Source organism: Alcanivorax sp. NBRC 102024, from assembly GCF_001602235.1.
Taxonomy (GTDB): Bacteria; Pseudomonadota; Gammaproteobacteria; order Pseudomonadales; family Alcanivoracaceae; genus Alcanivorax.
The window spans coordinates 542,490-563,145 of sequence record NZ_BDAS01000001.1; the positions used below are offsets into that span (position 1 = coordinate 542,490).

The following is a 20,656-nucleotide window of genomic DNA, read 5'->3' on the forward strand; positions in this document are numbered from 1 at the left end:
TCAAGCTGCAAGCTGCAACACGGGGAAGGACCCCATGTTCTGCAAGGCTTTCCCCGCGATTAACGGTAAGGCGCGGGCACAAACGATCAAAACCTGAAAGCACATAGCGCGTTGCAGCTTGTCGCTTGTAGCTTGCCGCTTCTCTGTTAGTCATGGGTCTTCTCCGGTTCCGTGGTGTCACCCTTGCTGCGCAGTTTGAGCATGGCGTAGACCCCGGTGGCGGCCAGCGCCAGCACGAAGATTTCGCCCAGGGTATCCAGGGCGCGGAAGTCCACCAGAATCACATTGACGATATTGCGCCCGTAACCGGCGGGCACGCTCTCGTTGATAAAGTAGTGGGCAATGCTGCCGTGGTAGCGGCTGCCCAGTACGCTGAGCAACAGCGCGGTGACCATGCCGCCCACGGTGAGGCCCACCAGGGCATCGGCCAGCCGGGTGCGGGTACGGGTCAGGCGCAGGAAACCGGGCAACCGGAACAGCACCAGCACCAGCATGATCACCGTGAGGGTTTCCACCAGCACTTGGGTGATGCTCAGATCCGGGGCGCTGAACAGCACATAGAGCAGGGCGATGGAAAAGCCCACCGCGCCCAGGCTGGCCACAGCGCCCAGACGGGATTGCAGGGTGACCGCCGCCAGGGTGGCGCTGACCAGCACGGCGGCGATCACGCCCTCGTGGAGCTGGATGTCGGAGAAATCCAGGTGCAGCTTGAGGGCATCCGGGTTCAGCCACAGGGCGGCGGCCACCATGGCCACCAGCGTCAGCAAGGTGCTGATCAGGTAATAGCGCAGGTAACCGCTTTGCAGCAGCCGGGTCTGGCCACTGGACAGGGCCACCAGGCCATCCATCAGACGGTGATAGGCCTGCTCCGGGCCGAAGCGGGACAGGGTGTCCGCCCAGCGGGTGTAGTGGCGGAAGCCCTGCCAGTAGCGGAACAGCACCAGGCCAACCAGCACCGCGCCGATGCTGATCAGCAGGGCGGTGTTGATGCCGTGCCAGAGGGCCAGCGGTTGCGTCACGGCTTCTCCCAGGGTGGCGCTGGCGGCGGCGCTGAGCAGGCTGCGATCAATCAACCCGGGAATCAGGCCCAGCAGCAGGCCCAGGCTGGCCAGCAGGACCGGGCCCAGCAGCATGGCCGGGGGCGCTTCGCTGGGGGTGTGGGTGAGGGGGGCGGGTTTGCCGAACCAGGGGCGGATGGCAATCACCGCGGCCACGGCCACGCCCAGGGCGGCGGCGATCACGATGGCGGCAATGAACAGCGGGGCCAGGGCATGGCCGTGACGCAAACCGGCTTCCAGCAGCTGTTCCTTGGCGATAAAGCCGAACAGGGGCATGACCCCGGCCAGGGACAGGGCGGCCAGGCCGGCGCTGGCACTGGTCACGGGCAGATAGCGGGCCCAGCCGCCGGTATCGAGGAAATCCTTGCGGCCGGTCTGGTGGTCAATGATGCCGGCCACCATGAACAGGGCGCCCTTGTACAGGGAGTGGGCCAGCAGGTAGCTCATGGCTGCCAGCAGGGCAGTGCGAGTCCCCAGACCGATCAGCAGGGTCAGGGTGCCCAGGGCCATGACGGTGGAATAGGCCAGCATGCGTTTGATGCCGGTGGCGCGCAGGGCCAGGAAGATGCCCAGCACCATGGTGATGGCGCCGGCGCTGCCCAGCAGCAGGAGCCACAACTCGGTACCGCCCATGGCCGGGTGCAGCCGTGCCAGCAGGTAGATGCCCGCCTTCACCATGGTGGCCGAATGCAGGTAGGCGCTCACCGGGGTGGGCGCGGCCATGGCGTTGGGGAGCCAGAAATGGAACGGGAACTGGGCGCTCTTGGTGAAGGCGCCGAGCACGATCAGCACCAGTGTCAGTTCGTAAAGCGGATGGGCAACGATGGTGTCGCCCCGGGTGATCAGCTCCGACAGCTCATAGCTGCCGCCGATGTGGCCCAGCAGGATAAAGCCGGTCATCAACGCCAGCCCGCCGCCCACGGTGACGATCAGCCCCTGCAGGGCCTTGGCCCGGGCGTTGGCGTCTTCGTGGTTGAAGCCGATCAGCAGGTAGGAGGTGATGCTGGTGAGTTCCCAGAACACGAACAACACGATCAGGTTGTCGCTGAGCACCACGCCCAGCATGGCGGCCATGAAACACAGCAGCAGCACATAGAGCCGGGGCAGATCCCGGTGGCCTTCCAGGTAGCGGCCGGCGTAGATAAAGATCAGCGCGCCGATGGCGCAGATCATCAGGGCAAACAGCAGTGACAGGCCATCCAGCATGAAGCTCAATGGCATGGCCAGATCGGGAACCCAGGCAAACCGCGACATCACGGTGTCGCCCTGGGTGACGGTGTGCCAGTGGCTGAAAAAATACAGGGTCAGCCCGGCGGGAAGCAGGGCGAGAAGCCAGCCACTGTAACGGGGAAAAAGCCGATGCAGGGCGGGGGCCAAGGGTGCGAGCAAGAATCCAGACAAGATGCCTGTCAGCATGGCGCTCCGTCGTAATCAGTGGCCCGCTTTCGCGGAATATGGGATCACCGTAAAACGATGATTAGCATGCAATTATCCTACGCAACATGTGAAATTCCGGGCAAGGTAAAGTTCCGTTTGACGGCGAAAAAAAACGTTTATTGCTGCTTATTTAAGAGAGTTGATCGGGGTCAAAAAATGCATATTTGGACCATGTCGTCGATCTGCCTGTAACCAGAAGACAACAAAAGGGCGAGCTTGCCGGTGTCCTGTTGCCCGGTTCGCTCGCTGTCACAGCCGCCGCCGTCGGGGGGATTCTTGCAAGGGCAAGGGGGCATGGCATACTTGCCGAGTTTTGCTGCCGGTTTGGTAGCACAAGGATTGTTATTCAAGAGAGCACATGATGTTGCCTGCAATTGTTCTGCTTCCCCTACTGGCGGCGTTTCTGCCCATGTTTACCCGCCACCTGGGGCGGCGCTGGTGCGCCCTGCTGGTGGCGTTGCCGGTGGTGGCTGCCCTGGGGCTGCTGGCCCAGGCGTCGCTGCCGATCTGGGAAGGGGGGATGCAACAGTGGTCCATGGCCTGGTTGCCCTCGCTGGGACTGAATCTGGCGCTGAGGCTCGATGGTCTGGCGCTGTTGTTCTGTATCCTGATTCTGGGTATCGGGCTGCTGGTGGTGGTGTATGCGCACTATTACCTGCCGGCCAAGGATGACGGCGGCCGTTTCTATACCCTGTTGCTGCTGTTCATGTTCAGCATGCTGGGGGTGGTGACCAGCGACAATCTGCTGTTTCTGGTGTTCTTCTGGGAATTGACCAGCCTTAGTTCCTTCCTGCTGATCAGCTACAAACAATACGACAGCGCTGCCCGTAAGGGGGCTCGCATGGCGCTGACGGTCACCGGTATGGGCGGTCTGGCGTTGCTGGCCGGGGTGTTGTTGATTGGCCATGTGGTGGGCAGTTTCTCGCTGAGCACGGTGCTGGAGAACGGCGCCCTGGTGCAACAGCATGCCCTCTACCCGGTGATTCTCTGTCTGGTATTGCTGGGGGCCTTCACCAAGAGTGCCCAGTTCCCGTTCCATTTCTGGCTGCCCCACGCCATGGCGGCCCCTACCCCGGTGAGTGCGTATCTGCATTCGGCCACCATGGTCAAGGCAGGCATCTTTCTGCTGGCGCGGTTCTACCCGGTACTGGCGGGCACCGACCTGTGGTTCTACCTGGTTACCGCTGCCGGCATGGCCACGTTGTTGTGGGGGGCGGTCTGGGCCCTGTTCCAGCACGATCTGAAAGGGCTGCTGGCGTTTTCCACCATCAGTCACCTGGGTCTGATTACCTTGCTGTTCGGGCTCAATTCGCCGCTGGCGGCGGTGGCCGGGGTGTTTCATATCATCAACCACGCCACCTTCAAGGCGGGCCTGTTCATGGCGGCGGGGATCATTGATCAGCAGACCGGTACCCGCGACATGCGCCGCATCAACGGGCTGTGGAAGTACATGCCCTATACCGCTGTGCTCGCCATGGTGGCGTCGGCGGCCATGGCCGGGGTGCCGTTACTGAACGGGTTCCTGTCCAAGGAAATGTTCTTTACCGAGACCCTGCAGTCCGATCAGTTGGGGGCCCTGAGCTGGTTGTTGCCGCTGGGCGCCACCCTGGGCGGGGTGTTCTCGGTGGCCTATTCGGCGCGCTTTATTCATGACGTGTTCTTCAATGGCGAGCCGGTGAATCTGCCCAAGTTCCCGCCCCGGGAGCCGCCCCGCTACATGAAGATTCCGGTGGAAATCCTGGTGGCCCTGTGTGTGGCGGTGGGGGTGTTCCCGGCAATCACCGTGGCCGGGCTGCTGGCGGTGGCGGCCACGGCCACCCTGGGTGGCACCCTGCCGGAGTATCACCTGGCGGTGTGGCACGGGCTCAATATTCCCTTGTTGATGAGTGTCATCGCCATGGTCGGCGGTATTGCCGTGTACGCCTGCCGGCGGCGGTTGTTTGCCTGGTATGCGGGCCTGCCGGAAATTGATGCCAAGCAGGTCTTTGAAGGGGCCATTCAGCGTCTGGTGAGAGGGGCCGCGGCGGTTACCCGGCACTTCCAGAACGGCTCGTTGCAGGGCTATGTGGCCTGGGTGCTGGCGATGGTGGCGGCGGTGCTGGTGTGGCAGCTGCCTGAGCTCGACCGCGTTACCGGGGAGCGCGCCATGCTGCCCGTGGATGGGGTGTCGGTGCTTTGTGCTCTGATGTTGATCGCCGCTGCCTTGCTGACCACGGTGCTGCATCGTCAGCGGATGATGGCGATTATCAGCCTGAGTGTGGTGGGCCTGATTGTGTCGCTGATCTTTGTGCGCTTCTCGGCGCCGGATCTGGCGCTTACCCAGCTGTCCGTGGAAGTGGTCAGCGTGTTGCTGATGATGCTGGCCATGTATTTCCTGCCGGCGCGGGCCAAGGCGGATTCCAACTCCCTGCGGGTGGGCCGTGATGTGGTGCTGGCGGGGCTGATCGGCACCGGGGTGGCGGTGGCCGCCTTGCTGGTGATGACCACGGACACCGCCACCATCAGCCCCTTCTTCCTGGAAAACAGTGTGCCCGGCGGCGGCGGTACCAATGTGGTCAATGTGATCCTGGTGGATTTCCGCGGCTTCGATACCTTCGGCGAAATTACCGTGCTGGGGATTGCCGCCCTGGGGATCTATGCCCTGCTCAGCGATCTGAAGCTGGCCTCCGCCAAGTATGATCCCTTCGGCCGGCCCTGGGCCCATGATGCCCATCCGCTGGTGCTGGTCACCCTGTCGCGGCCACTGTTGCCGCTGGCGTTGATGATCGCGGTGTATATCTTCCTGCGCGGGCACAATCTGCCCGGCGGCGGTTTTGTGGCGGGGCTGATCACCTCGGTGGCGCTGCTGTTGCAGTATGTGGCGTCCGGGGTGACCTGGGTGCACAAGCGCATCCCGGGGGATTATCACCCGCTGGTCGCCCTGGGCGTGTTGCTGGCGGGGCTCACCGGTGTGGCCAGCTGGGCCTTCGATTCGCCGTTCCTGACCAGCACCTTTACCCATGTGCACTGGCCCCTGGTCGGCGATTTCGAATTGGCCAGCGCCATGTTGTTCGATACCGGCGTGTTCCTCACCGTGGTGGGCGCCACCCTGCTGATACTGGCCAACCTGGGCAAGCTGTCGCTGCTTGATGACAAGAAGGAGACCACCTGATGGAGTTGTTAGTGGCGCTGATTATCGGCGTGCTGGTGGCCACCGGCGTATACCTGTGCCTGCGTGCGCGCACCTTTTCGGTAGTGCTGGGACTGACTCTGCTGGGTTACGGGGTGAATCTGTTCCTGTTTGCCATGGGCGGGCTGAAGATCAACCAGGTGGCGGTGGTCGGCGCCAGTGCCGACCCCACCGACCCGTTGACCCAAGCGTTGGTGCTGACCGCCATTGTGATCGGGTTTGCCATGACCGCCTTCCTGGTGGTGCTGGCCCTGCGCAGCCAGGGCGAGCAACACAGTGACCATGTGGATGGTCAGGACGGGGAGCAACGTTCATGACCCACTGGATTATTGCGCCTATCCTCATTCCGGCATTGGCAGGGCTGCTGCTGTTGCTGGAAGTTCGCGAACGGCAACGGCTGCGGCGGTTTACCGGCCTGTTGTCCTGTGTCGCCCTGGTGCCTGTGGCGCTGGTGCTGTGGCAACAGGCCGCCCAGGGTGACGTGGGGGTGTATCAGCTGGGCAACTGGCAGGCGCCGTTCGGTATCGTGCTGGTGCTGGACAAGCTCAGCGCCCTGATGCTGCTGCTGACGGCGCTGCTGGCCCTGCCGGCGTTGCTGTATGGCTGTGCCGGCGATGACCGCCGGGGGGCCAATTTCCATGCCCTGTTCCAGTTTCAGTTGATGGGCATCAACGGGGCCTTTCTGACCGGTGACCTGTTCAACCTGTTCGTGTTCTTCGAGGTATTGCTGATCGCCTCCTACGGTCTGGCGCTGCATGGCCGCGGCCCGGAGCGGGTCAAGGCCGGGCTGCATTACGTGGTACTGAACCTGGCGGGCTCGGCTCTGTTCCTGATTGCCCTGGGCCTGATCTATGGCACCACGGGGACGCTCAACATGGCCGACTTTGCGGTCAAGGCGCAGGCGCTTCAGGGCAGCGAGCAGATACTGGTCACGGTGGCGGTGCTGTTGCTGTGGGTGGTGTTTGGTCTGAAGGCGGCCCTGTTCCCGCTGTACTTCTGGCTGCCGGCCACCTACGCCAATGCCACCGCGCCGGTGGCGGCGTTGTTTGCGATCATGACCAAGGTGGGCATCTACGCCATCCTGCGGATGCAGGCGCTGGCCTTCAGCGACGGGCCACTGGCCGGGCTGGGTGCGGACCTGCTCTGGTGGCTGGCGTTGGTGACCCTGGCCCTGGCGGCTATCGGGGCTCTGTCGGCGTCACGATTGGGTGGGCTGGTGGCCTATCTGGTGGTCATGTCGGTGGGGACCCTGGTGGCGGCGCTGAGCGTTGGCGAGCCACAGACGGTTGGCCCTGCGCTTTATTATCTGATCCATTCCACCCTGATCTGTGCGGCCCTGTTCCTGCTCTGTGATCTGCTGCGCCGCTCCCGTGGAGACAGTGGGGACCGGCTGGAGTCCGGGCCACCCCTGGTCCATGGTAAGTGGCTGGGGGCGGCCTTCTTTGCCGCAGCTGTGGCGGTGGTGGGGTTGCCGCCCCTGTCCGGTTTTATCGGCAAACTGGCGCTGTTGCAGGCGGTACCCAGTGCGCCTTACTGGACGCTCCTGCTGCTGGCGGGTCTGGCGGGTCTGGTGGGCATGAGCCGGGCCGGTTCCACCCTGTTCTGGCGGGTGCACGGTGAAGTTGTCGACAGGAAGCTGGGCAAGCGACGCGTCATTCCCATGCTGGCCCTGTTGCTGGCCAGCCCGGCCCTGGCGTTGGCGGCTGAGCCGCTGTTGCAGTTGTGTGCCGGCGTGGCGGGCCAGCTGGCAGATCCGACGATTTACATCCGGGCGGTGCTGGGAGGTGCTTCATGAAACGCTTGCTTCCCTATCCCAGTCTGACGCTGGTGTTGTGGCTTACCTGGCTGCTGCTCAATGGCTTCAGTGTGGGCCATGCCCTGTTGGGGCTGATTCTGGCGGTGGTGTTGCCCCTGGGCACCCGACCCTTCTGGCCACAGGTGCCGCTGGTGCGGGATCGTATGGGGCTGCTGCGTTTCGTGCTGCGGGTGGCCAAGGATATTCTGATAGCCAATATGGCGGTAGCGGTGAAAGTGCTGGGGCCGGTGAAGGACCTGCAGCCCGGTTTTGTGGAGGTGCCGCTGGATCTGCGTGACCGTTTTGCCATTACCGTGCTGACCAGCACCGTGTCGCTGACCCCGGGCACCGTGTCCGCCGATGTGAGCGAGGACCGTACCCGGCTGTTGGTGCACGCCCTGCACGTGGAAGACCCGGCGGCGCTGGTGGCGGAGATCAAGCAGCGCTATGAAGGGCCGATCAAGGAGATTTTCGAATGCTAGAGAGTGCTATCTCGTTGACCTTTGGCCTGCTCACGGTGGCGTGGGTGCTGAACCTGTATCGGCTGGTGATCGGTCCTTCCCTGCCGGACCGGGTGCTGGCGCTGGACACCATGTACATCAACAGCATTGCCCTGATTGTGGTCTACGGCATCCAGGTGGACAGCAAGCTGTATTTCGAGGCGGCCATGCTGATTGCCCTGATCGGCTTTGTCAGCACCGTGGCAGTGGCCAAGTACATTACCCGCGGTGACATCATTGAATAATGCCTGGCACCCGGTGTCAGGCAAGTTGGAGCTTTTATGGATGTCTTGATTGAATGGCTGGTGGCCATATTTGTGGTGGTGGGCGGCATCTTTGCGCTGATCGGGTCCATCGGCCTGGCGCGCTTGCCGGACTTCTATACCCGTTTGCACGGCCCCACCAAGGCCACCACCCTGGGAGTGGGCGGCACCATCATTGCGTCCCTGCTGTTCTTTTCCTGGCAGGAACGGGGGCTGCAGCTCCATGAGGTGCTGATCACCCTGTTCCTGTTCATCACCGCGCCGGTGTCTGCCCATATGCTGGCCAAGGCCGCCATGCACCGGGATCTGAAGCGGATGAAGGGCACCCAGGGAGAGCCCTGGAAGCAGTAGGGGGAGCTGCGAGCTTCCCGTTGCCAGGCGCATACCGTAGGAGCGTCGGTTATTAGCTACGTTCACCTTTCGGGCCGTCCTGCGGGCGTTCCTTCGCTGCGCTCGGTGGCGGCGCGATTCCTGAAAGAAGCGAGTCACGAGAAGCGAGTTTCGAAAATCAAAACCCTTCACTGGAAGGCCGGGTTTTCGCTTCTCGTGACTCGTACCTCGAAACTGGGATTATCGCGCCGCCAGCGACGCTCCTACAGAGAGCTGTTGGGCTGGTTCTGTAAAAAATGTAAAAGGTGAAACCGGCAGGAACTTTCGAAAAAACGGTGTGGTCCTAAAGAATAGCTACGGATTGGCACCCCCCGATCCCCCAGTACCCTCGTCGATCCGTAGCGTATTTGGACTCCCCAATCTCCCCCCAGAGGTTGGGGCGGCAAGCCTCCCTGGCAGCGCAGTCGTTCCCTTCCCCCAAGATTGCTGCCAGGGATTTTTTTTGCCTGTCGTTTGTGCTGACAGGCAATGGCAAACTGCAACCTCTTCGGGTTTTCGCGCAGTTCGCGAACTTCTTTCCAAGAACTAAGCAATCCCTGTGCCAGAGATCTCCGCGTGACTAATACTTCTTGCTGATCAGTGGGATAGGGGAGAGTTGGGTCCTTTTTTCCATTGCGGCAGAAGCGGGACGGGGGCAGGCGTGTGCCATACAGTGCCAGTTTTGTGACGCAGATCGACAGTCGGGCAAAAAAACAGGGCAAGGGGCTGGAACTTTTCAGCGAACACGGCAGTCTCTATTAATGCGACGGGCCGGAACCCCCGATCCCCCAGTACCCTCACCGGCCCGTCGTGTTTTGTCCCGGCCTTTCCCCCCAAAGAGGCCGGGGCGGCAAGCCTCCCCGGCAGCAAGTCGTTCCCTTCCCCCAAGAATTGCTGCCGGGGATTTTTTTGTCTGGAACTTTTTCCCGGAAGAAAGTGGCGAGGTACGAGTACCGAGTTGCGAAAACCTTTCAGAATCCCCAATGCCTGGTGATCACCGCTTGCCGGCAAACCATTGGGTATTGTCCAGAGGCCCCGAACGTCAGTAAGTTCGGCTGCCACAGAGGCAGGTTTCGAAACTCTTCACTCGCTCTGGTCAGGCGCTGCGATCTCCAACCATTCCCCCAGTTTGTCCCAGGCCGCTTCGCAGCCGGTACCGTTGGTGGCAGAAAATAATTGCAGGGACAGCGGTGCAGGATGGTTCTTGAGCTGGCTCTGCACCTTCAGCAGGGAGGATTTGGCGGCGCCGAACTTGAGTTTGTCGGCCTTGGTCATGAGGATATGAATCGGCATGTTGGCCTGGGCGGACCATTCCAGCATCAGCAGATCGAAATCCTTGAGGGGATGGCGAATATCCATCATCAATACCAGCCCCACCAGCACCTGGCGCTCGGCCAGGTAGTGATCCAGGTGTTCCTGCCACTCGTTGCGCTTGCTCTTGGCCACCTTGGCGTAGCCGTAGCCGGGCAGGTCCACCAGGCGCCGTTCCTCGTCCAGGGCAAAAAAGTTGATCAGCTGGGTGCGGCCGGGGGTCTTGGAGGTCCGGGCCAGGGTTCTCTGCCCGGTCAGGCGGTTGATGGCGCTGGATTTGCCGGCGTTGGAGCGGCCGGCGAAGGCCACTTCCCGGCCCTCGTCAGGCGGGCACTGGTCCAGGCGCTGGGCGCTTTGCAGGAAACTGGCCTGGTGGAGCAGGATCTCTGCTGGATGCTTTTGACTGTTACCCATAACCCTACCCTTCACATGGAATATGACGGCGCGTGCCAGACTGGTATATAATCCCGGCCGCCTGACTCTCCTGGCGATAGCCAGGGCGGTCGACGTTCTACAAGGGTTTGACGGGAAAGGCAAATCCACACTTCGCCAGCGGTTGACGCCAGCATAGCAGAGGTAGGATATGAAGGGTTTGGTAGCAGGTATTGCATTGATCATGATGGCAGGAGCGGCCAGCGCCGCCACCGTGGAAGAGCGCTACAGCAGTAGCTGCACCTTCTGCCATTCCTCCGGGGCTGCGGGTGCACCCAAGTCTCACGATGAGGCCGCCTGGAAGCCGCTGTTGGCGAAAGGCATGGATACCCTGGTGAAGCATGTGAAGGAAGGGTATAACGCCATGCCGCCAAAAGGCATGTGTAACGACTGTAGCGACGACGAATACCGTGCTCTGATTGAGTACATGTCCAAAAGCAAATAAGACGCTGTAGGAAAGGATAGGCCATGAAGTTTTTCAAACTGTTCGTGCTGATGGCGGCTGCCGCAGTAGCCAACCCGACCCTGGCAGCAGGCGATGCTGAAGCTGGCGAAGCAAAAGCCGCTCCCTGCGCCGCTTGTCATGGCCCTGGTGGTGCCAAGCCGATTGCGGGTAATTACCCGAAGCTGGCAGGCCAGGGGGAAGCATACCTGGTCAAGCAGCTCCAGGATTACAAGTCCGGTAAACGGGAAAACGCCATCATGGCCGGTCAGGTAGCGAACCTGAGCGAGCAGGATATGGCGGATCTGGGTGCATACTATGCCTCCCAGGAGCCCTCTATCGGCCAGGCCGACCCGGATTGGGTTGAGCAGGGTGCCAAGCTGTATCGGGGGGGTGACATGACCAATGGTCTGCCTGCCTGTTCCGGCTGCCACGGCCCTGCCGGGCAAGGTGTTGAGGGTGCCAAGTATCCGCTTCTGGCCGGTCAGAACGCCCAGTACGTGGAAGAGCAGTTGAAAGCTTTCCGTGCCGCTGGCCGTAATGACCTTGGCGATAATGTGGTCAAGCGTACCAATGATACGGATGGCGACGCTCCCGGCATGATGCAGACCGTTGCTGCCAAGATGAGCGACACCCAGATCAAGGCGGTGGCCAGTTATATTTCTGGTTTGTCCAAATAAGTCTGATTGGTTACGGTTTGTAGAAAAGGCAGCCTGCGGGCTGCCTTTTTCGTTGTTATCATGAAAAGATAATTGCTCCCCGATGAGGCGGATGTGTTTTTCCCGGCAGCGGGAGAAAATAATGATTCCGGCGGTCCTACCGTGCGGAGACCAACAATAAGGAGATGAACTGATGCTTCGCTTTGTGACAGCTTTGCTGATGAGTCTGGGCCTGGCGACCACTGCGTTTGCCGCCGAAGAACATGCCCGTTTTGCGGTGGACACCCATTACAAGATTCTGGATGTGCCCGGCAATGTGAGTGACCCGAGCAAGGTGGAAGTGCGGGAGTTCTTCTCTTATGCCTGCCCTCACTGTTACTCCCTGGAGCCTGCAGTGGACAAGTGGCTCGAATCCAAACCGGAATTTATCGACTATGTGCGCACGCCGGTGCTGTTCCTGCGTAACGCCGAGCCGCTGGCCCGTGCCTATTATGTGGAAGAAACCCTGAATCTGGTGGATGAAATCCACGCGCCATTGTTTGACGCCATCCACAAGCATCGTGAACCGCTCTTCAATGAGCCGGCATTGGCCAATTTCTTCCGCAAGTACGGTGTTGAGCCGGACAAGTTCAACCGTCTTTACAGCTCCTTCGGTGTGTCCACCAAGGTGCGTCAGGCGGAGGCGCTGACCAAGGAATACAAGATTCCTGGCGTGCCCAACTTTGTGGTTAATGGCAAGTACCTGGTGTTGCGCGAGAACCTGAAGACCACCGACGAGTTGTTTGAGGTCATCGAGTATCTGGCCAACAAGGAAAAGGCCGGTAGTTAATTAGGCACTCTCTATGCTCCTGGATCGTGCCCGTACGGCTTATCGTGACTGGAAAACCCGCCCTGCGGGTTTTTCTTTCGCTCGGGAAGGGGTGCGGCGCACCCGTCAGACCCGGGAGATTCTTCTCCCGGATACCAGCATCAAGCTGCTCAGCTTCAATATTCAGGCCGGCATTGGCAGCCAGAAGTTCGGCGATTACATCACCGGTAGCTGGAAGCATCTGGTGGCGCATCCGCGTAGCGTGGAAACCATCGAGCAGATTGCCGAAGTGCTCAGCCATTTTGATGTGGTGGGCCTGCAGGAGGTGGATGGCGGCAGCCTGCGCTCACGGAACATGAATCAGCTGGTGCATCTGGCGTCGCTGGGTGATTTTGCCTTCTGGCACCAGCAACTCAACCGTAATCTGGGCCGTCTCGGCCAGTTCAGCAACGGCTTCCTCAGCCGCCACCAACCCTTTGAAGTGAAGGATCATCGGCTCCCCGGTCTGCCGGGGCGTGGTGCCATCATCATCAAGTATGGTCATCCCATTCAGCCTCTTGTGGTCGTCGTGGCCCACCTCGCCCTTGGCGAAAAGGTGCGCAATACCCAGTTGGCTTACCTGGCCCGGCTGCTTGAAGGTTACAAGTATGTGGTCATGATGGGGGACTTCAATTGCCGTCTGGAGCACCTGGAGGCGTCGCCACTGGCAAGCCTGGGGCTGCGGACAGTGGAAGCCGACAATCTCAACACCTACCCGAGCTGGGCCCCGGACCGGCATATCGATCATATTCTGCTGTCTCCGGCCCTGCAGAGTCGTCACACCCGGGTACTGGAAGATTGCCTGCTGTCGGACCACCTGCCCCTGGCCACGGAAATTCTGGTACCGGACGAGGTGATTGCGGCCACGCGGGAACATCGGCTGCCGCTGATTCGTTGATAACGGTGCGTCGGGTCGACCATTGAAAGGGGCCCGATTTTATTCATCGACAACCATTGATGGCTCTCCCGATGCTGGTCTTCGTGTATGGCACACTCAAGCGAGGTGGCAGAAATCAGGGGTTTCTGCGCCGGGCCCGTTTCGTGGCGAGCTGGCAAACGGCGCCTGCCTACCAGTTATTTGATCTGGGCACTTACCCGGGAGCGTGGCGTCCCGGGACCACGGCACTGCAGGGTGAATTGTATGAGGTGGATGCGCTTACTCTGGCAGCGCTGGACCGGCTTGAAGAGGTGCCACGGGTGTACCGCCGTGAATCGATTCAGACCGACTTCGGCCCCGCCATTCTCTACCTGTTGCAACGGATGCCCCGATCCGCGCGACGCTGTGCTAGCGGTCGCTGGCCATAACCGGTCGGACATGTCATGAGAATACCCGCCATCGCCATGCTGCTGACCCTGGTGTCGCCGATCCTGGCTGACTGTCCGCGGGTGCCTGGCGAGGAAGATGACAGGCGGGCAAATGCGGGCTGCCTGATTCTGCAGGACGGCCAGGCATTGCTGGTGAGCCACCGCTGGGGTGGCAAGCTGGGGGTTCCGGGCGGCACCCGGGAGGAGAATGAGCTGGCCCAATGTACGGCATACCGTGAAACCCTGGAGGAGACCGGGCTGTCGGTCACGGTGGGGCGGCGGCTGGAGGTGATGAAAAACGGTTTCCATCTCTACCGCTGTTACCCGCAGCAACCGTTGTCGGCGTCGCCACTGGCAGTGCCCGCCCGGGCGCTTGCGGAAGTGAAGGGGTTGGGCTGGCACGCACCGGGTTCCCTGGACAGGGAGAACTGGCGTTTTTCCTATCAGTTCGACCTGTTCCTGGATGTGCTGAACCGCGCTCTACAGCAACAGAATGCAGAACCGGAATAACGGATCACCCGGCAGGCCGGGGTTTCGCGTCAGGCCCGTTGCGTGATGGTCTGAGGTATCGAGCCAGCCAGTGCTTCCACAAACTCCTGCCAGCATTCTATGACCGGGTAGCGGCCCTGGTTTTCCAGCACGTGAAACTGTGCGCCAGGAATGGCCTCGGCCATGGCGCGGGCGGATTCCACCTGGACGCTGCGATCCAGCGCGCCATGCCAGACCTGGGTGGGGATGGTGATGTCCGTCAGCTCAAACTTCCAGGGGCGTAACACCCGCAAATAATCATCAATGATTACCCTGGCGCCCTGGAACCAGCGTTGGCGTAACTGTGGCAGGGTGATTGCCTGTACGGCCGGGTCGTTAATCAGGCTGGCGTCTTTGGGGTCGAGGAAGCGGGAGAAGAAGGAAAAGAACTTTTCCGGAGAGCGGTTGACCCCGCGCAGCGCCATTTTCCCCAGAGAGATGAAGATTCTGGGATCGCGATCCACCATTTTCAGTAGCCGGTCATGCATGGGGTCCAGTTGACCTGAATGCATGTATTGCCAGGGTACGAGGCTGCCAATCACGCCAACCTGCTGGAACAGGGACGGGTATCTGGCGGCGGCAGCCAGAGCGTAGGGGCCGCCGAAACAATACCCGGCGAGGATTGGCTGCTGCAGGTTCAGGCGCTCGCAGAAATAGCGCAGATCATCGGCAAAATCCACAAAGCTGCCGTTCGGGCAGGGACTGGAAATACCGAACCCGGGTCGCACCACAACCAGCACTCTCAGGCCCTGTGACACATACCAGTCGTGATGGGGCTCATGGCAGGGCATATTGCCGGCCTGGTTTTCCATGACCAGCAACGGCTTGCCTTCCGGGCAGCCATATTCAAACCAGCTCAACACCCGGTGATCCGGTAGCACCATAAAGCGCTCTTCATGACCATCGTGGGTGGCGAGGGTGGGGGTTGCCAGCAGGGCATGGCTCATGGCGCGGCTGACCAGGGCGACCTGACTGCTGATGCCGGTTTTGCCCATGATCGATTTGAGTTGGGTGCGGGCCGTATGCACGCTGACAGAGAGCAGTTCGGCACTCTGACTGAGGTTGCCCACCTTGCAAAGCAGGTGCAACAGACGCGCCTCCGCCGGGGAAATGCCGAACAGATCCGCCAGAGATTTAACCGAGGGTGCGGCAACGCTTCGGTCGGCAAACACCCAGACCACGGTGGTAACCCGCGATACCTCATCCGGCGCATCGGAGCGAAACACGGGCATACACAGCAGGACCATTTTTTCCTGTTCGGAATGCAGTAACTGGCTGTCGCGGCCATGTTGCAGGCGCACTACCTGCTGAAGCTGCTGTTTGAGTTTGGCATCGCTGAGCATCAGTGCGCCGCCATCGGCCATGCGTAACGGGCCCGATGCCAGGATGCGGTCAGCGGCGGAATTGTGCTTCACCACATGCAGCTGGTCGTCCACCATCAACATGGGCCAGGGCAGACGGTTGGTCATGTCGTTGAGCAGGTGGTTCTGGTCTTCCTGGGAATGCATGTGATTGCTGCTGCGCACAGCGCGATCCAGATGGGCAAGCAATGCCTCCATGGTGGCCAGGTCCTGCTTCTCCTGCTGGCACCAGTCCACCATGGGTTCCAGCAATTCGCCCCAGTCACCGGGTGACAAAGCGGTTTCGTAGATGCGCCCAATAAGCGCATCCCATTGTTTTTGTTGGATATCCATCTGGATTCCCCATTGATCCCTGCTTTTTACCTTAGCAAATTTTCCCCTGTGGGCTGTAGCGATGGCGTTAATGTGGGCAGGCAGAGGGTAAAAAGCGAATAGAAAAGCGTAACGGAAGGGGGCAGTGAGGGAATGCGGGGTGCCCCGGCAAGGGCTCTTGCCGGGGCGCTACCAAGGGGGATTACTGCGCGGAAGCCAGGGACTGCATCAAGCCGGGATAGATGGCATCCGCAGCCTTGATGGCGTCCTGGAAGTTGCTGTTGGTCCCGTGGACCGCCTTCAGATAACGGGCCATGTCCTCCAGGCTGCGGAAGGACTGGTCCGAGGTCTGGCGAATGTAGTCCATACCGCCGGACGCACTGATGGCCGCAGAGTGGCCCATTTTCTTGCCCACCTTGGAACCCAGAAAGCCGCCGACGAAAGGCACGTTATCCAGCGCTTTCGAGGCTGCATAGGCGCCAGCGGCGGAGCCCACCGCGCTGCCCATTTTGGCATTGATCGCCTTGTCGACCCATTCGGCCAGGACCCCGTCGCTGGTCCAGGGGTTCATGTACTCGCCGCTGTTGTCGGGAATCAACAGGGCCGCCAGAGTCTCCTCCCGGGATGGAGTCGGCGTGACAGCCACAGCGGGCGCCGGGGTTGCCTGGGGTGGTGTCTGGCTGGTGCTGCGGATCATGGCCGCGATCAGGTCGCTGGACAGTCCCATTTTTCGCAAGCGTCGCACCTCTTCCTCAGCGAATACCTTGTAGGGGCCCTGGGTCTCCACGGACGCAGCGAGGATTGTCTGGTTTTTGCCGCGTTTGACAGCGTCCACCAGATCAATCACGCGCCGATCTTCCGGTCCCACGAACCACAAGGCGTCTTCTTCGGGAAGCAGCGATATATAACCGGGAAACAGGGCGACATTTTCCCGGTGCCAGCCCAGGGTGTTGCGCCGGGGAGTATGGGCGGCCAGGTTGGCGAGAATGTCACCGGCAAAGAGGCTGTCGGGATTGTCGATCAGCCATTGGCGTTGCTCCAGCATGCTCTTGCCTGCCACTTGCTGGTCATACTGCTGCTTCTCTGCCGTCATCCACTGGTCCAGCGCTTGCCGGTGTCTGGCCATCATGGCCTGAGTCATGTCCTGAGACGCAACGGCAGGGTCGCTTTTGCCGATAAACAGCGGTGTGGGGAAATAGACCGACAGGTAACGTCTCATTTCACCCTTTTCCCGGGACGTGAACAGGGTCTTCTCTCCGGACTTCACCGTCATGTGACTCTCGAACTGAAGGTCATCAGTGGCTGGCACCAGAGTCAGGGTGACGATGTAGAGGAAAAAGGAGCCCCAGTGCATTTGCGAGCCGTCATTGTCCACGCTCACCGCAAGGGTGGGTGAGGGCGCCGACACGGGTTGCGAGGAAAGATCCTTGAGATTGTCCGCCACCGCTTTTTCCAGCGCAGGCTTCATTTTCTGCCATTCCGGCGTGTTGGGCTGATGGGCCTCGCGACTGGCTACGGGTGAGTCGATGCGAAGCGCAACGGGGGCCGTGTTGACGGTCTCTTGAGGGTTTGCCTCCGTCGCCGCCGGAACATAACGATAGGTCGTACAGCCACTGATCAGAAGCAGGCAGGTTATGACCTGAGCGAAGCGGTAAAGGGGTCGAATTGACATGGAAGGCTCCCGATCAACGTGCCGAATTGGCGACGGCGGTTTGCAGGCCCGGGTAGATCTTGTCGGCGGCCTTGATCACATCCACAAAGTTGCTCTTGTCCCGGTGGGTGGTGGCCAGCCAGCGGGCCATGTCATTCATGGAGTTGAAGGAAATATCCGAGCTGCTGCGAATGAAGTCCCAGCCACCGGAGGCTTCCAGCGCCGTGTTGCCGCCCACAGCCTTGCCGGCCTTGGAGCCCAGAAAGCCGCCCAGCATGCCGCCGAAGGGGACGTTTTCCAGTACCTTGTTGGCCGCGTAGGCACCGGCAACGCCACCTACGGCTGAGCCGGTTGCCTTGCCCATGGACACGTTGATGGTCTTGTTGACCCACTCGGCTGTCACGCCATCGCTGGTGTAGGGCGACAGGAACTGGCCACTGTTGTCCTTGATAGCAAGGGCGTCGATCTGCTGCTGTTGGATGGCGGCCTGTTGCTCGGCAGTCTGCTCACGACGCTCAAGGACCACGTCGCGGGTTCCGGCAGTGCCCGGAGACATGATGCTCAGGCGGGCAAAGGTGCCGGGCTCGCCACGCATTTGGGCAACCAGCTGTTGTAAGGTCTGGCCGCTGGTCGGGGTCATTTCCCCGTCCTTGCCTTCGCCAATGGCAACGATCAGATCACCGCTTTGTAGTTGACCGCTTTCTTCCGCTGCACTCAACGGCACCAGGCTTTCCACTTTCAGGAAATGTTTATCTTCGGTCTGGTTGATGCGGATACCGAGCAATCCCTTACCAAGGGGTTCTCCGGTGGGCGACTGGCCGTCAGACGCCAGAGAGGAGGAATCCAGCAGAGCCCAAACCTGTTCAGCGTTGTTGCTGTAATCGACACAACGCCAAGCGCCTTCGGAGTGCTGCGCTTGCACCTGGAAACTGCCCGGCGCAACAAGGGTGGAATGGTAGACCATCTTGCCGGATACCACTTCGGCCTGTACGCAGGCGGTTTGGCCGGTCTGGCTGGCCTGCAGTACCTGTGCGTGATAGGCGCCGGTGTCAGTTGAGGTGGTTACACTGCCGTTAACGGTGGTCACGGCGGGGCTGCTTGTACTGCCTTGTTGATAACTGGAGGCGCAGGCGCCCAGTAGTGCAGAACCGAGCACGACCGCCCCCAAGCGGATGCTGGCAGAAATGCGTTCCATGATGATGATCTCCTGTAATCGCCTGTCCAGGCGGGCGGTCGTTCCCGTGGCGCCCGCGGACAGAAAACGGGTTAGCGGTAAAGAACGTTGTCCTGGGTGGCCTTGCTCATTTCAAAGCCGTCGCCCCACACCAGGGTGCCCAGCTCCATGTCCACCATTTCGAAGGAAATGTAGTGGTAGCGCTGACGCATCTGGCTCTGACGATCAATGGCGTCCTGGGAGGTGATGGTGGCGAACATCTGGTAGTCGACCCCGGCGGTGGCCTGGGTCTTGCGGATGGTGCCGCCATCCACCAGGCCTTCGCGTTTGATCTCACGCTCTTTCTGGATCGCCGCCAGGTTCTGGCGATTGACGAACACCATGCGGCCGTTGGCGGCCCGGGTGAGTTCGATCTGCAGGCGCTTGGCCAGCATGTTCAGGTTGATCACCGAGGTGCTCTCGTTCTTGAAGCCGTCCATGTCGATCAATACCCGTGGCGGGGTGGTGCGGTTGGAAACCATGGGGTTGGCCAGCAGGCTGCGCATCATCTGGTCGGTCATGGCCACCACGTCCTGGGACTCGATGCCGACCCCCTGAACGCGCCCGGCGCTGCCCACGTCCTGATAGACGGAGGGTTGTCCGGCGGCGTTGTCGACCCGGGTTGGCGCGCAGGCGCTGAGCAGTACGGCAGCACCGAGGATGGCGATAGGTTTGAAAGCGTTCATGGTGTTCCCCTCATGGAATACGTGAATAGGTTGGGTGCTCACTGGCTCATCTGGGCCATGGTGTGCAGGGCGATTTCCTTGCCGGTGGTGCTCATGGGTTGTGGGCGGTCGCGTTTTTCGAAGCCGCCATCGGTGACCACCCAGGCATGCTGATCTTCACTGCCCGGTGGCTTGCCATCGGTGTTGAACACGGCCACCACGCTGGCGTCTTTCACGGACAGCACGCGCACCTGGTACAGACCGTCACGATCAAATTCGCTGCCCACCACCAGCTCCAGCACGTAATCCGCATGCTGGGACAGGGCCCGCATTTGCAGGCGCAGTTGGTCCGGGGAGGCGCGTTCGAAAGTGCCGTCTTCCAGGGCGTTATCGGTAATGCGCTGGGCCATGGCCTGATCGATGACGGTGGCGCCGCCTTGCTTGAAGGCGCTGATGAGCCCCCCTTGCAATCCCAGCGCAATGGCGTTGCGGTCTGAGGGACGGAGACCGCCGCGGCTTTCCTGTTCCATGGTCAGGGTGGCGCGCCCTTTTTCTTCGCGGGCATCCTTGCCGGTGACGCTGAACTCGCCTTTGGCATTGAGACTGCCGCGGTGGTGGCTGTACCAGTCGCTGACGCGGGTGGGAAATTCACGATTCCAGAAGACGGCAATGCGCGGCTTTCCCTGGTCGGGAAAGGTCTGACGAAAACGGCGGATGACGTCCTGTTCCGGCGGGCGCTGGGACGGATCGCGCAGGCTTTCCGCGTAGGCTTCCTCGCTCATGGGGACCTGGGCGGGTGCCATCATTTCGGTGGCGGGGTGATCCTGCTGGGCAAGGGCATGGCTACTGGCCAGCCAGGCAAGGGGCAGGGCGAGAGCGACGAAAGTCTTCATTTTGCCTGCCTCACTTCCACCCGGTATTTCAGCGGCTCGGTGGTGGTGGATTTTTCCAGATAGACACTGGTGGAGTTGGCCGGTACCACCACTCGCTGCCAGCGCGGTTCCACGTCGGTGGGAATCTCGGACTGGTCAAAGAACTGGGTGCTGGCTTCCAGGATGCCGTTGTAGTCGGTGTGGTTACGCAGGACGACAAAGACTTCCGAGGTGTTTGCCGGGGTACGGCGAATACCATGCTTTTCGGCGGTAAAGCGGAACACCTTGTGAGGACCGGGAATGCCGCCACTGAAATTCCGGTTCAGGTCGTAATCGGTAAATGTCACGCTGTTGTAGGTGGTCGGCGCGGTGCGCTGTTCGTGTTCCAGTTTGCTGCTGCTCTGGCAACCGACCAGCAATGAGCCGGCCAGCAGACCGGCGACAAGGGCGAATTTCGCGTGCATGGA

General features: G+C 61.0%; 20 protein-coding genes. 12 read left to right on the plus strand and 8 right to left on the minus strand.

What is annotated here, in order from left to right:
• Window positions 1-146 precede the first annotated feature (146 nt).
• A complete protein-coding gene (locus tag A0251_RS02595; protein WP_062815258.1) occupies window positions 147-2,474 on the minus strand; it encodes a putative monovalent cation/H+ antiporter subunit A in 2,328 nt (775 codons plus the stop codon).
• A gap of 379 nt (window positions 2,475-2,853) precedes the next feature.
• On the opposite strand from A0251_RS02595, the gene A0251_RS02600 reads away from it, so the two are divergent.
• Genes A0251_RS02600 through A0251_RS02625 form a run of 6 tightly spaced genes read left to right on the plus strand, consistent with a single transcriptional unit; the run spans window position 2,854 to window position 8,573 of the window.
• Window positions 2,854-5,646, plus strand: a complete 2,793-nt coding sequence (locus tag A0251_RS02600; RefSeq protein WP_062815259.1) for a monovalent cation/H+ antiporter subunit A — start codon at window positions 2,854-2,856, stop codon at window positions 5,644-5,646.
• The gene (locus A0251_RS02605) at window positions 5,646-5,981 is read left to right on the plus strand and encodes a Na+/H+ antiporter subunit C (RefSeq protein WP_062815260.1); all 336 of its coding nucleotides are present in this window, start codon (window positions 5,646-5,648) and stop codon (window positions 5,979-5,981) included. Before A0251_RS02600 ends, A0251_RS02605 begins: the two co-directional genes overlap by 1 nt.
• A complete protein-coding gene (locus A0251_RS02610; RefSeq protein ID WP_062815261.1) occupies window positions 5,978-7,459 on the plus strand; it encodes a monovalent cation/H+ antiporter subunit D in 1,482 nt (493 codons plus the stop codon). The genes A0251_RS02605 and A0251_RS02610 overlap by 4 nt, the downstream gene beginning before the upstream one ends.
• Entirely contained in the window at window positions 7,456-7,941 is a 486-nt protein-coding gene (locus A0251_RS02615; protein WP_062815262.1) for a Na+/H+ antiporter subunit E, read from the plus strand. Before A0251_RS02610 ends, A0251_RS02615 begins: the two co-directional genes overlap by 4 nt.
• On the plus strand, window positions 7,935-8,204 hold the full coding sequence (locus A0251_RS02620) for a K+/H+ antiporter subunit F (protein ID WP_035245990.1): 270 nt from the start codon (window positions 7,935-7,937) through the stop codon (window positions 8,202-8,204). Before A0251_RS02615 ends, A0251_RS02620 begins: the two co-directional genes overlap by 7 nt.
• Before the next feature lie 36 nt (window positions 8,205-8,240).
• Window positions 8,241-8,573: a Na+/H+ antiporter subunit G gene (locus A0251_RS02625; protein WP_062815263.1), complete on the plus strand. Its 333-nt coding sequence runs from the start codon at window positions 8,241-8,243 to the stop codon at window positions 8,571-8,573.
• Between the two features lie 1,101 nt (window positions 8,574-9,674).
• On the opposite strand, the gene yihA is transcribed toward A0251_RS02625, so the two are convergent.
• Window positions 9,675-10,316, minus strand: a complete 642-nt coding sequence (gene yihA / locus A0251_RS02630) for a ribosome biogenesis GTP-binding protein YihA/YsxC (protein WP_062815264.1) — start codon at window positions 10,314-10,316, stop codon at window positions 9,675-9,677.
• 169 nt (window positions 10,317-10,485) lie between these two features.
• On the opposite strand from yihA, the gene A0251_RS02635 reads away from it, so the two are divergent.
• The 6 genes from A0251_RS02635 (at window position 10,486) to A0251_RS02660 (ending at window position 14,097) form a co-directional block, all read left to right on the plus strand.
• Window positions 10,486-10,779 carry a cytochrome c5 family protein gene (locus A0251_RS02635; RefSeq protein WP_062815265.1) on the plus strand — a complete coding sequence of 98 codons (294 nt, stop codon included), beginning with the start codon at window positions 10,486-10,488 and terminating at the stop codon, window positions 10,777-10,779.
• 23 nt (window positions 10,780-10,802) lie between these two features.
• Window positions 10,803-11,456 (plus strand): cytochrome c, encoded by a 654-nt coding sequence (locus tag A0251_RS02640; protein ID WP_062815266.1) that lies wholly within the window; start codon window positions 10,803-10,805, stop codon window positions 11,454-11,456.
• Window positions 11,457-11,628: 172 nt separating this feature from the next.
• Window positions 11,629-12,264 carry a thiol:disulfide interchange protein DsbA/DsbL gene (locus tag A0251_RS02645; protein WP_062815267.1) on the plus strand — a complete coding sequence of 212 codons (636 nt, stop codon included), beginning with the start codon at window positions 11,629-11,631 and terminating at the stop codon, window positions 12,262-12,264.
• Window positions 12,265-12,277: 13 nt separating this feature from the next.
• Window positions 12,278-13,180: an endonuclease/exonuclease/phosphatase family protein gene (locus tag A0251_RS02650; RefSeq protein WP_062815268.1), complete on the plus strand. Its 903-nt coding sequence runs from the start codon at window positions 12,278-12,280 to the stop codon at window positions 13,178-13,180.
• 59 nt (window positions 13,181-13,239) lie between these two features.
• Window positions 13,240-13,587 carry a gamma-glutamylcyclotransferase gene (locus A0251_RS02655; protein WP_063510021.1) on the plus strand — a complete coding sequence of 116 codons (348 nt, stop codon included), beginning with the start codon at window positions 13,240-13,242 and terminating at the stop codon, window positions 13,585-13,587.
• 15 nt (window positions 13,588-13,602) lie between these two features.
• Complete coding sequence (locus tag A0251_RS02660; RefSeq protein WP_082810733.1) at window positions 13,603-14,097, plus strand: NUDIX hydrolase; 495 nt, start codon at window positions 13,603-13,605, stop codon at window positions 14,095-14,097.
• 29 nt (window positions 14,098-14,126) lie between these two features.
• Here A0251_RS02660 and A0251_RS02665 read toward each other — a convergent pair whose 3' ends face one another.
• From A0251_RS02665 to A0251_RS02690, 6 genes are all read right to left on the minus strand, one after another.
• Complete coding sequence (locus A0251_RS02665) at window positions 14,127-15,809, minus strand: alpha/beta hydrolase (protein WP_062815271.1); 1,683 nt, start codon at window positions 15,807-15,809, stop codon at window positions 14,127-14,129.
• Window positions 15,810-15,990: 181 nt separating this feature from the next.
• Window positions 15,991-17,460: a hypothetical protein gene (locus A0251_RS02670; protein ID WP_156478220.1), complete on the minus strand. Its 1,470-nt coding sequence runs from the start codon at window positions 17,458-17,460 to the stop codon at window positions 15,991-15,993.
• Window positions 17,461-17,473: 13 nt separating this feature from the next.
• Window positions 17,474-18,634 carry a PDZ domain-containing protein gene (locus A0251_RS02675; protein WP_062815273.1) on the minus strand — a complete coding sequence of 387 codons (1,161 nt, stop codon included), beginning with the start codon at window positions 18,632-18,634 and terminating at the stop codon, window positions 17,474-17,476.
• A gap of 71 nt (window positions 18,635-18,705) precedes the next feature.
• The gene (locus A0251_RS02680; RefSeq protein ID WP_062815274.1) at window positions 18,706-19,338 is read right to left on the minus strand and encodes a CsgG/HfaB family protein; all 633 of its coding nucleotides are present in this window, start codon (window positions 19,336-19,338) and stop codon (window positions 18,706-18,708) included.
• 38 nt (window positions 19,339-19,376) lie between these two features.
• Complete coding sequence (locus A0251_RS02685) at window positions 19,377-20,210, minus strand: hypothetical protein (protein ID WP_062815275.1); 834 nt, start codon at window positions 20,208-20,210, stop codon at window positions 19,377-19,379.
• Window positions 20,207-20,653, minus strand: a complete 447-nt coding sequence (locus A0251_RS02690; RefSeq protein WP_062815276.1) for a hypothetical protein — start codon at window positions 20,651-20,653, stop codon at window positions 20,207-20,209. Before A0251_RS02690 ends, A0251_RS02685 begins: the two co-directional genes overlap by 4 nt.
• Between the last annotated feature and the right edge of the window lie 3 nt (window positions 20,654-20,656).

Coding starts and splice junctions, on each gene's coding strand:
- A0251_RS02595 (WP_062815258.1), bottom strand. CDS start 2,474: ATGCTGACAGGCATCTTGTCTGGATTCTTGCTCGCACCCTTGGCCCCC.
- A0251_RS02600 (WP_062815259.1), top strand. CDS start 2,854: ATGATGTTGCCTGCAATTGTTCTGCTTCCCCTACTGGCGGCGTTTCTG.
- A0251_RS02605 (WP_062815260.1), top strand. CDS start 5,646: ATGGAGTTGTTAGTGGCGCTGATTATCGGCGTGCTGGTGGCCACCGGC.
- A0251_RS02610 (WP_062815261.1), top strand. CDS start 5,978: ATGACCCACTGGATTATTGCGCCTATCCTCATTCCGGCATTGGCAGGG.
- A0251_RS02615 (WP_062815262.1), top strand. CDS start 7,456: ATGAAACGCTTGCTTCCCTATCCCAGTCTGACGCTGGTGTTGTGGCTT.
- A0251_RS02620 (WP_035245990.1), top strand. CDS start 7,935: ATGCTAGAGAGTGCTATCTCGTTGACCTTTGGCCTGCTCACGGTGGCG.
- A0251_RS02625 (WP_062815263.1), top strand. CDS start 8,241: ATGGATGTCTTGATTGAATGGCTGGTGGCCATATTTGTGGTGGTGGGC.
- yihA (WP_062815264.1), bottom strand. CDS start 10,316: ATGGGTAACAGTCAAAAGCATCCAGCAGAGATCCTGCTCCACCAGGCC.
- A0251_RS02635 (WP_062815265.1), top strand. CDS start 10,486: ATGAAGGGTTTGGTAGCAGGTATTGCATTGATCATGATGGCAGGAGCG.
- A0251_RS02640 (WP_062815266.1), top strand. CDS start 10,803: ATGAAGTTTTTCAAACTGTTCGTGCTGATGGCGGCTGCCGCAGTAGCC.
- A0251_RS02645 (WP_062815267.1), top strand. CDS start 11,629: ATGCTTCGCTTTGTGACAGCTTTGCTGATGAGTCTGGGCCTGGCGACC.
- A0251_RS02650 (WP_062815268.1), top strand. CDS start 12,278: ATGCTCCTGGATCGTGCCCGTACGGCTTATCGTGACTGGAAAACCCGC.
- A0251_RS02655 (WP_063510021.1), top strand. CDS start 13,240: ATGGCTCTCCCGATGCTGGTCTTCGTGTATGGCACACTCAAGCGAGGT.
- A0251_RS02660 (WP_082810733.1), top strand. CDS start 13,603: ATGAGAATACCCGCCATCGCCATGCTGCTGACCCTGGTGTCGCCGATC.
- A0251_RS02665 (WP_062815271.1), bottom strand. CDS start 15,809: ATGGATATCCAACAAAAACAATGGGATGCGCTTATTGGGCGCATCTAC.
- A0251_RS02670 (WP_156478220.1), bottom strand. CDS start 17,460: ATGTCAATTCGACCCCTTTACCGCTTCGCTCAGGTCATAACCTGCCTG.
- A0251_RS02675 (WP_062815273.1), bottom strand. CDS start 18,634: ATGGAACGCATTTCTGCCAGCATCCGCTTGGGGGCGGTCGTGCTCGGT.
- A0251_RS02680 (WP_062815274.1), bottom strand. CDS start 19,338: ATGAACGCTTTCAAACCTATCGCCATCCTCGGTGCTGCCGTACTGCTC.
- A0251_RS02685 (WP_062815275.1), bottom strand. CDS start 20,210: ATGAAGACTTTCGTCGCTCTCGCCCTGCCCCTTGCCTGGCTGGCCAGT.
- A0251_RS02690 (WP_062815276.1), bottom strand. CDS start 20,653: ATGCACGCGAAATTCGCCCTTGTCGCCGGTCTGCTGGCCGGCTCATTG.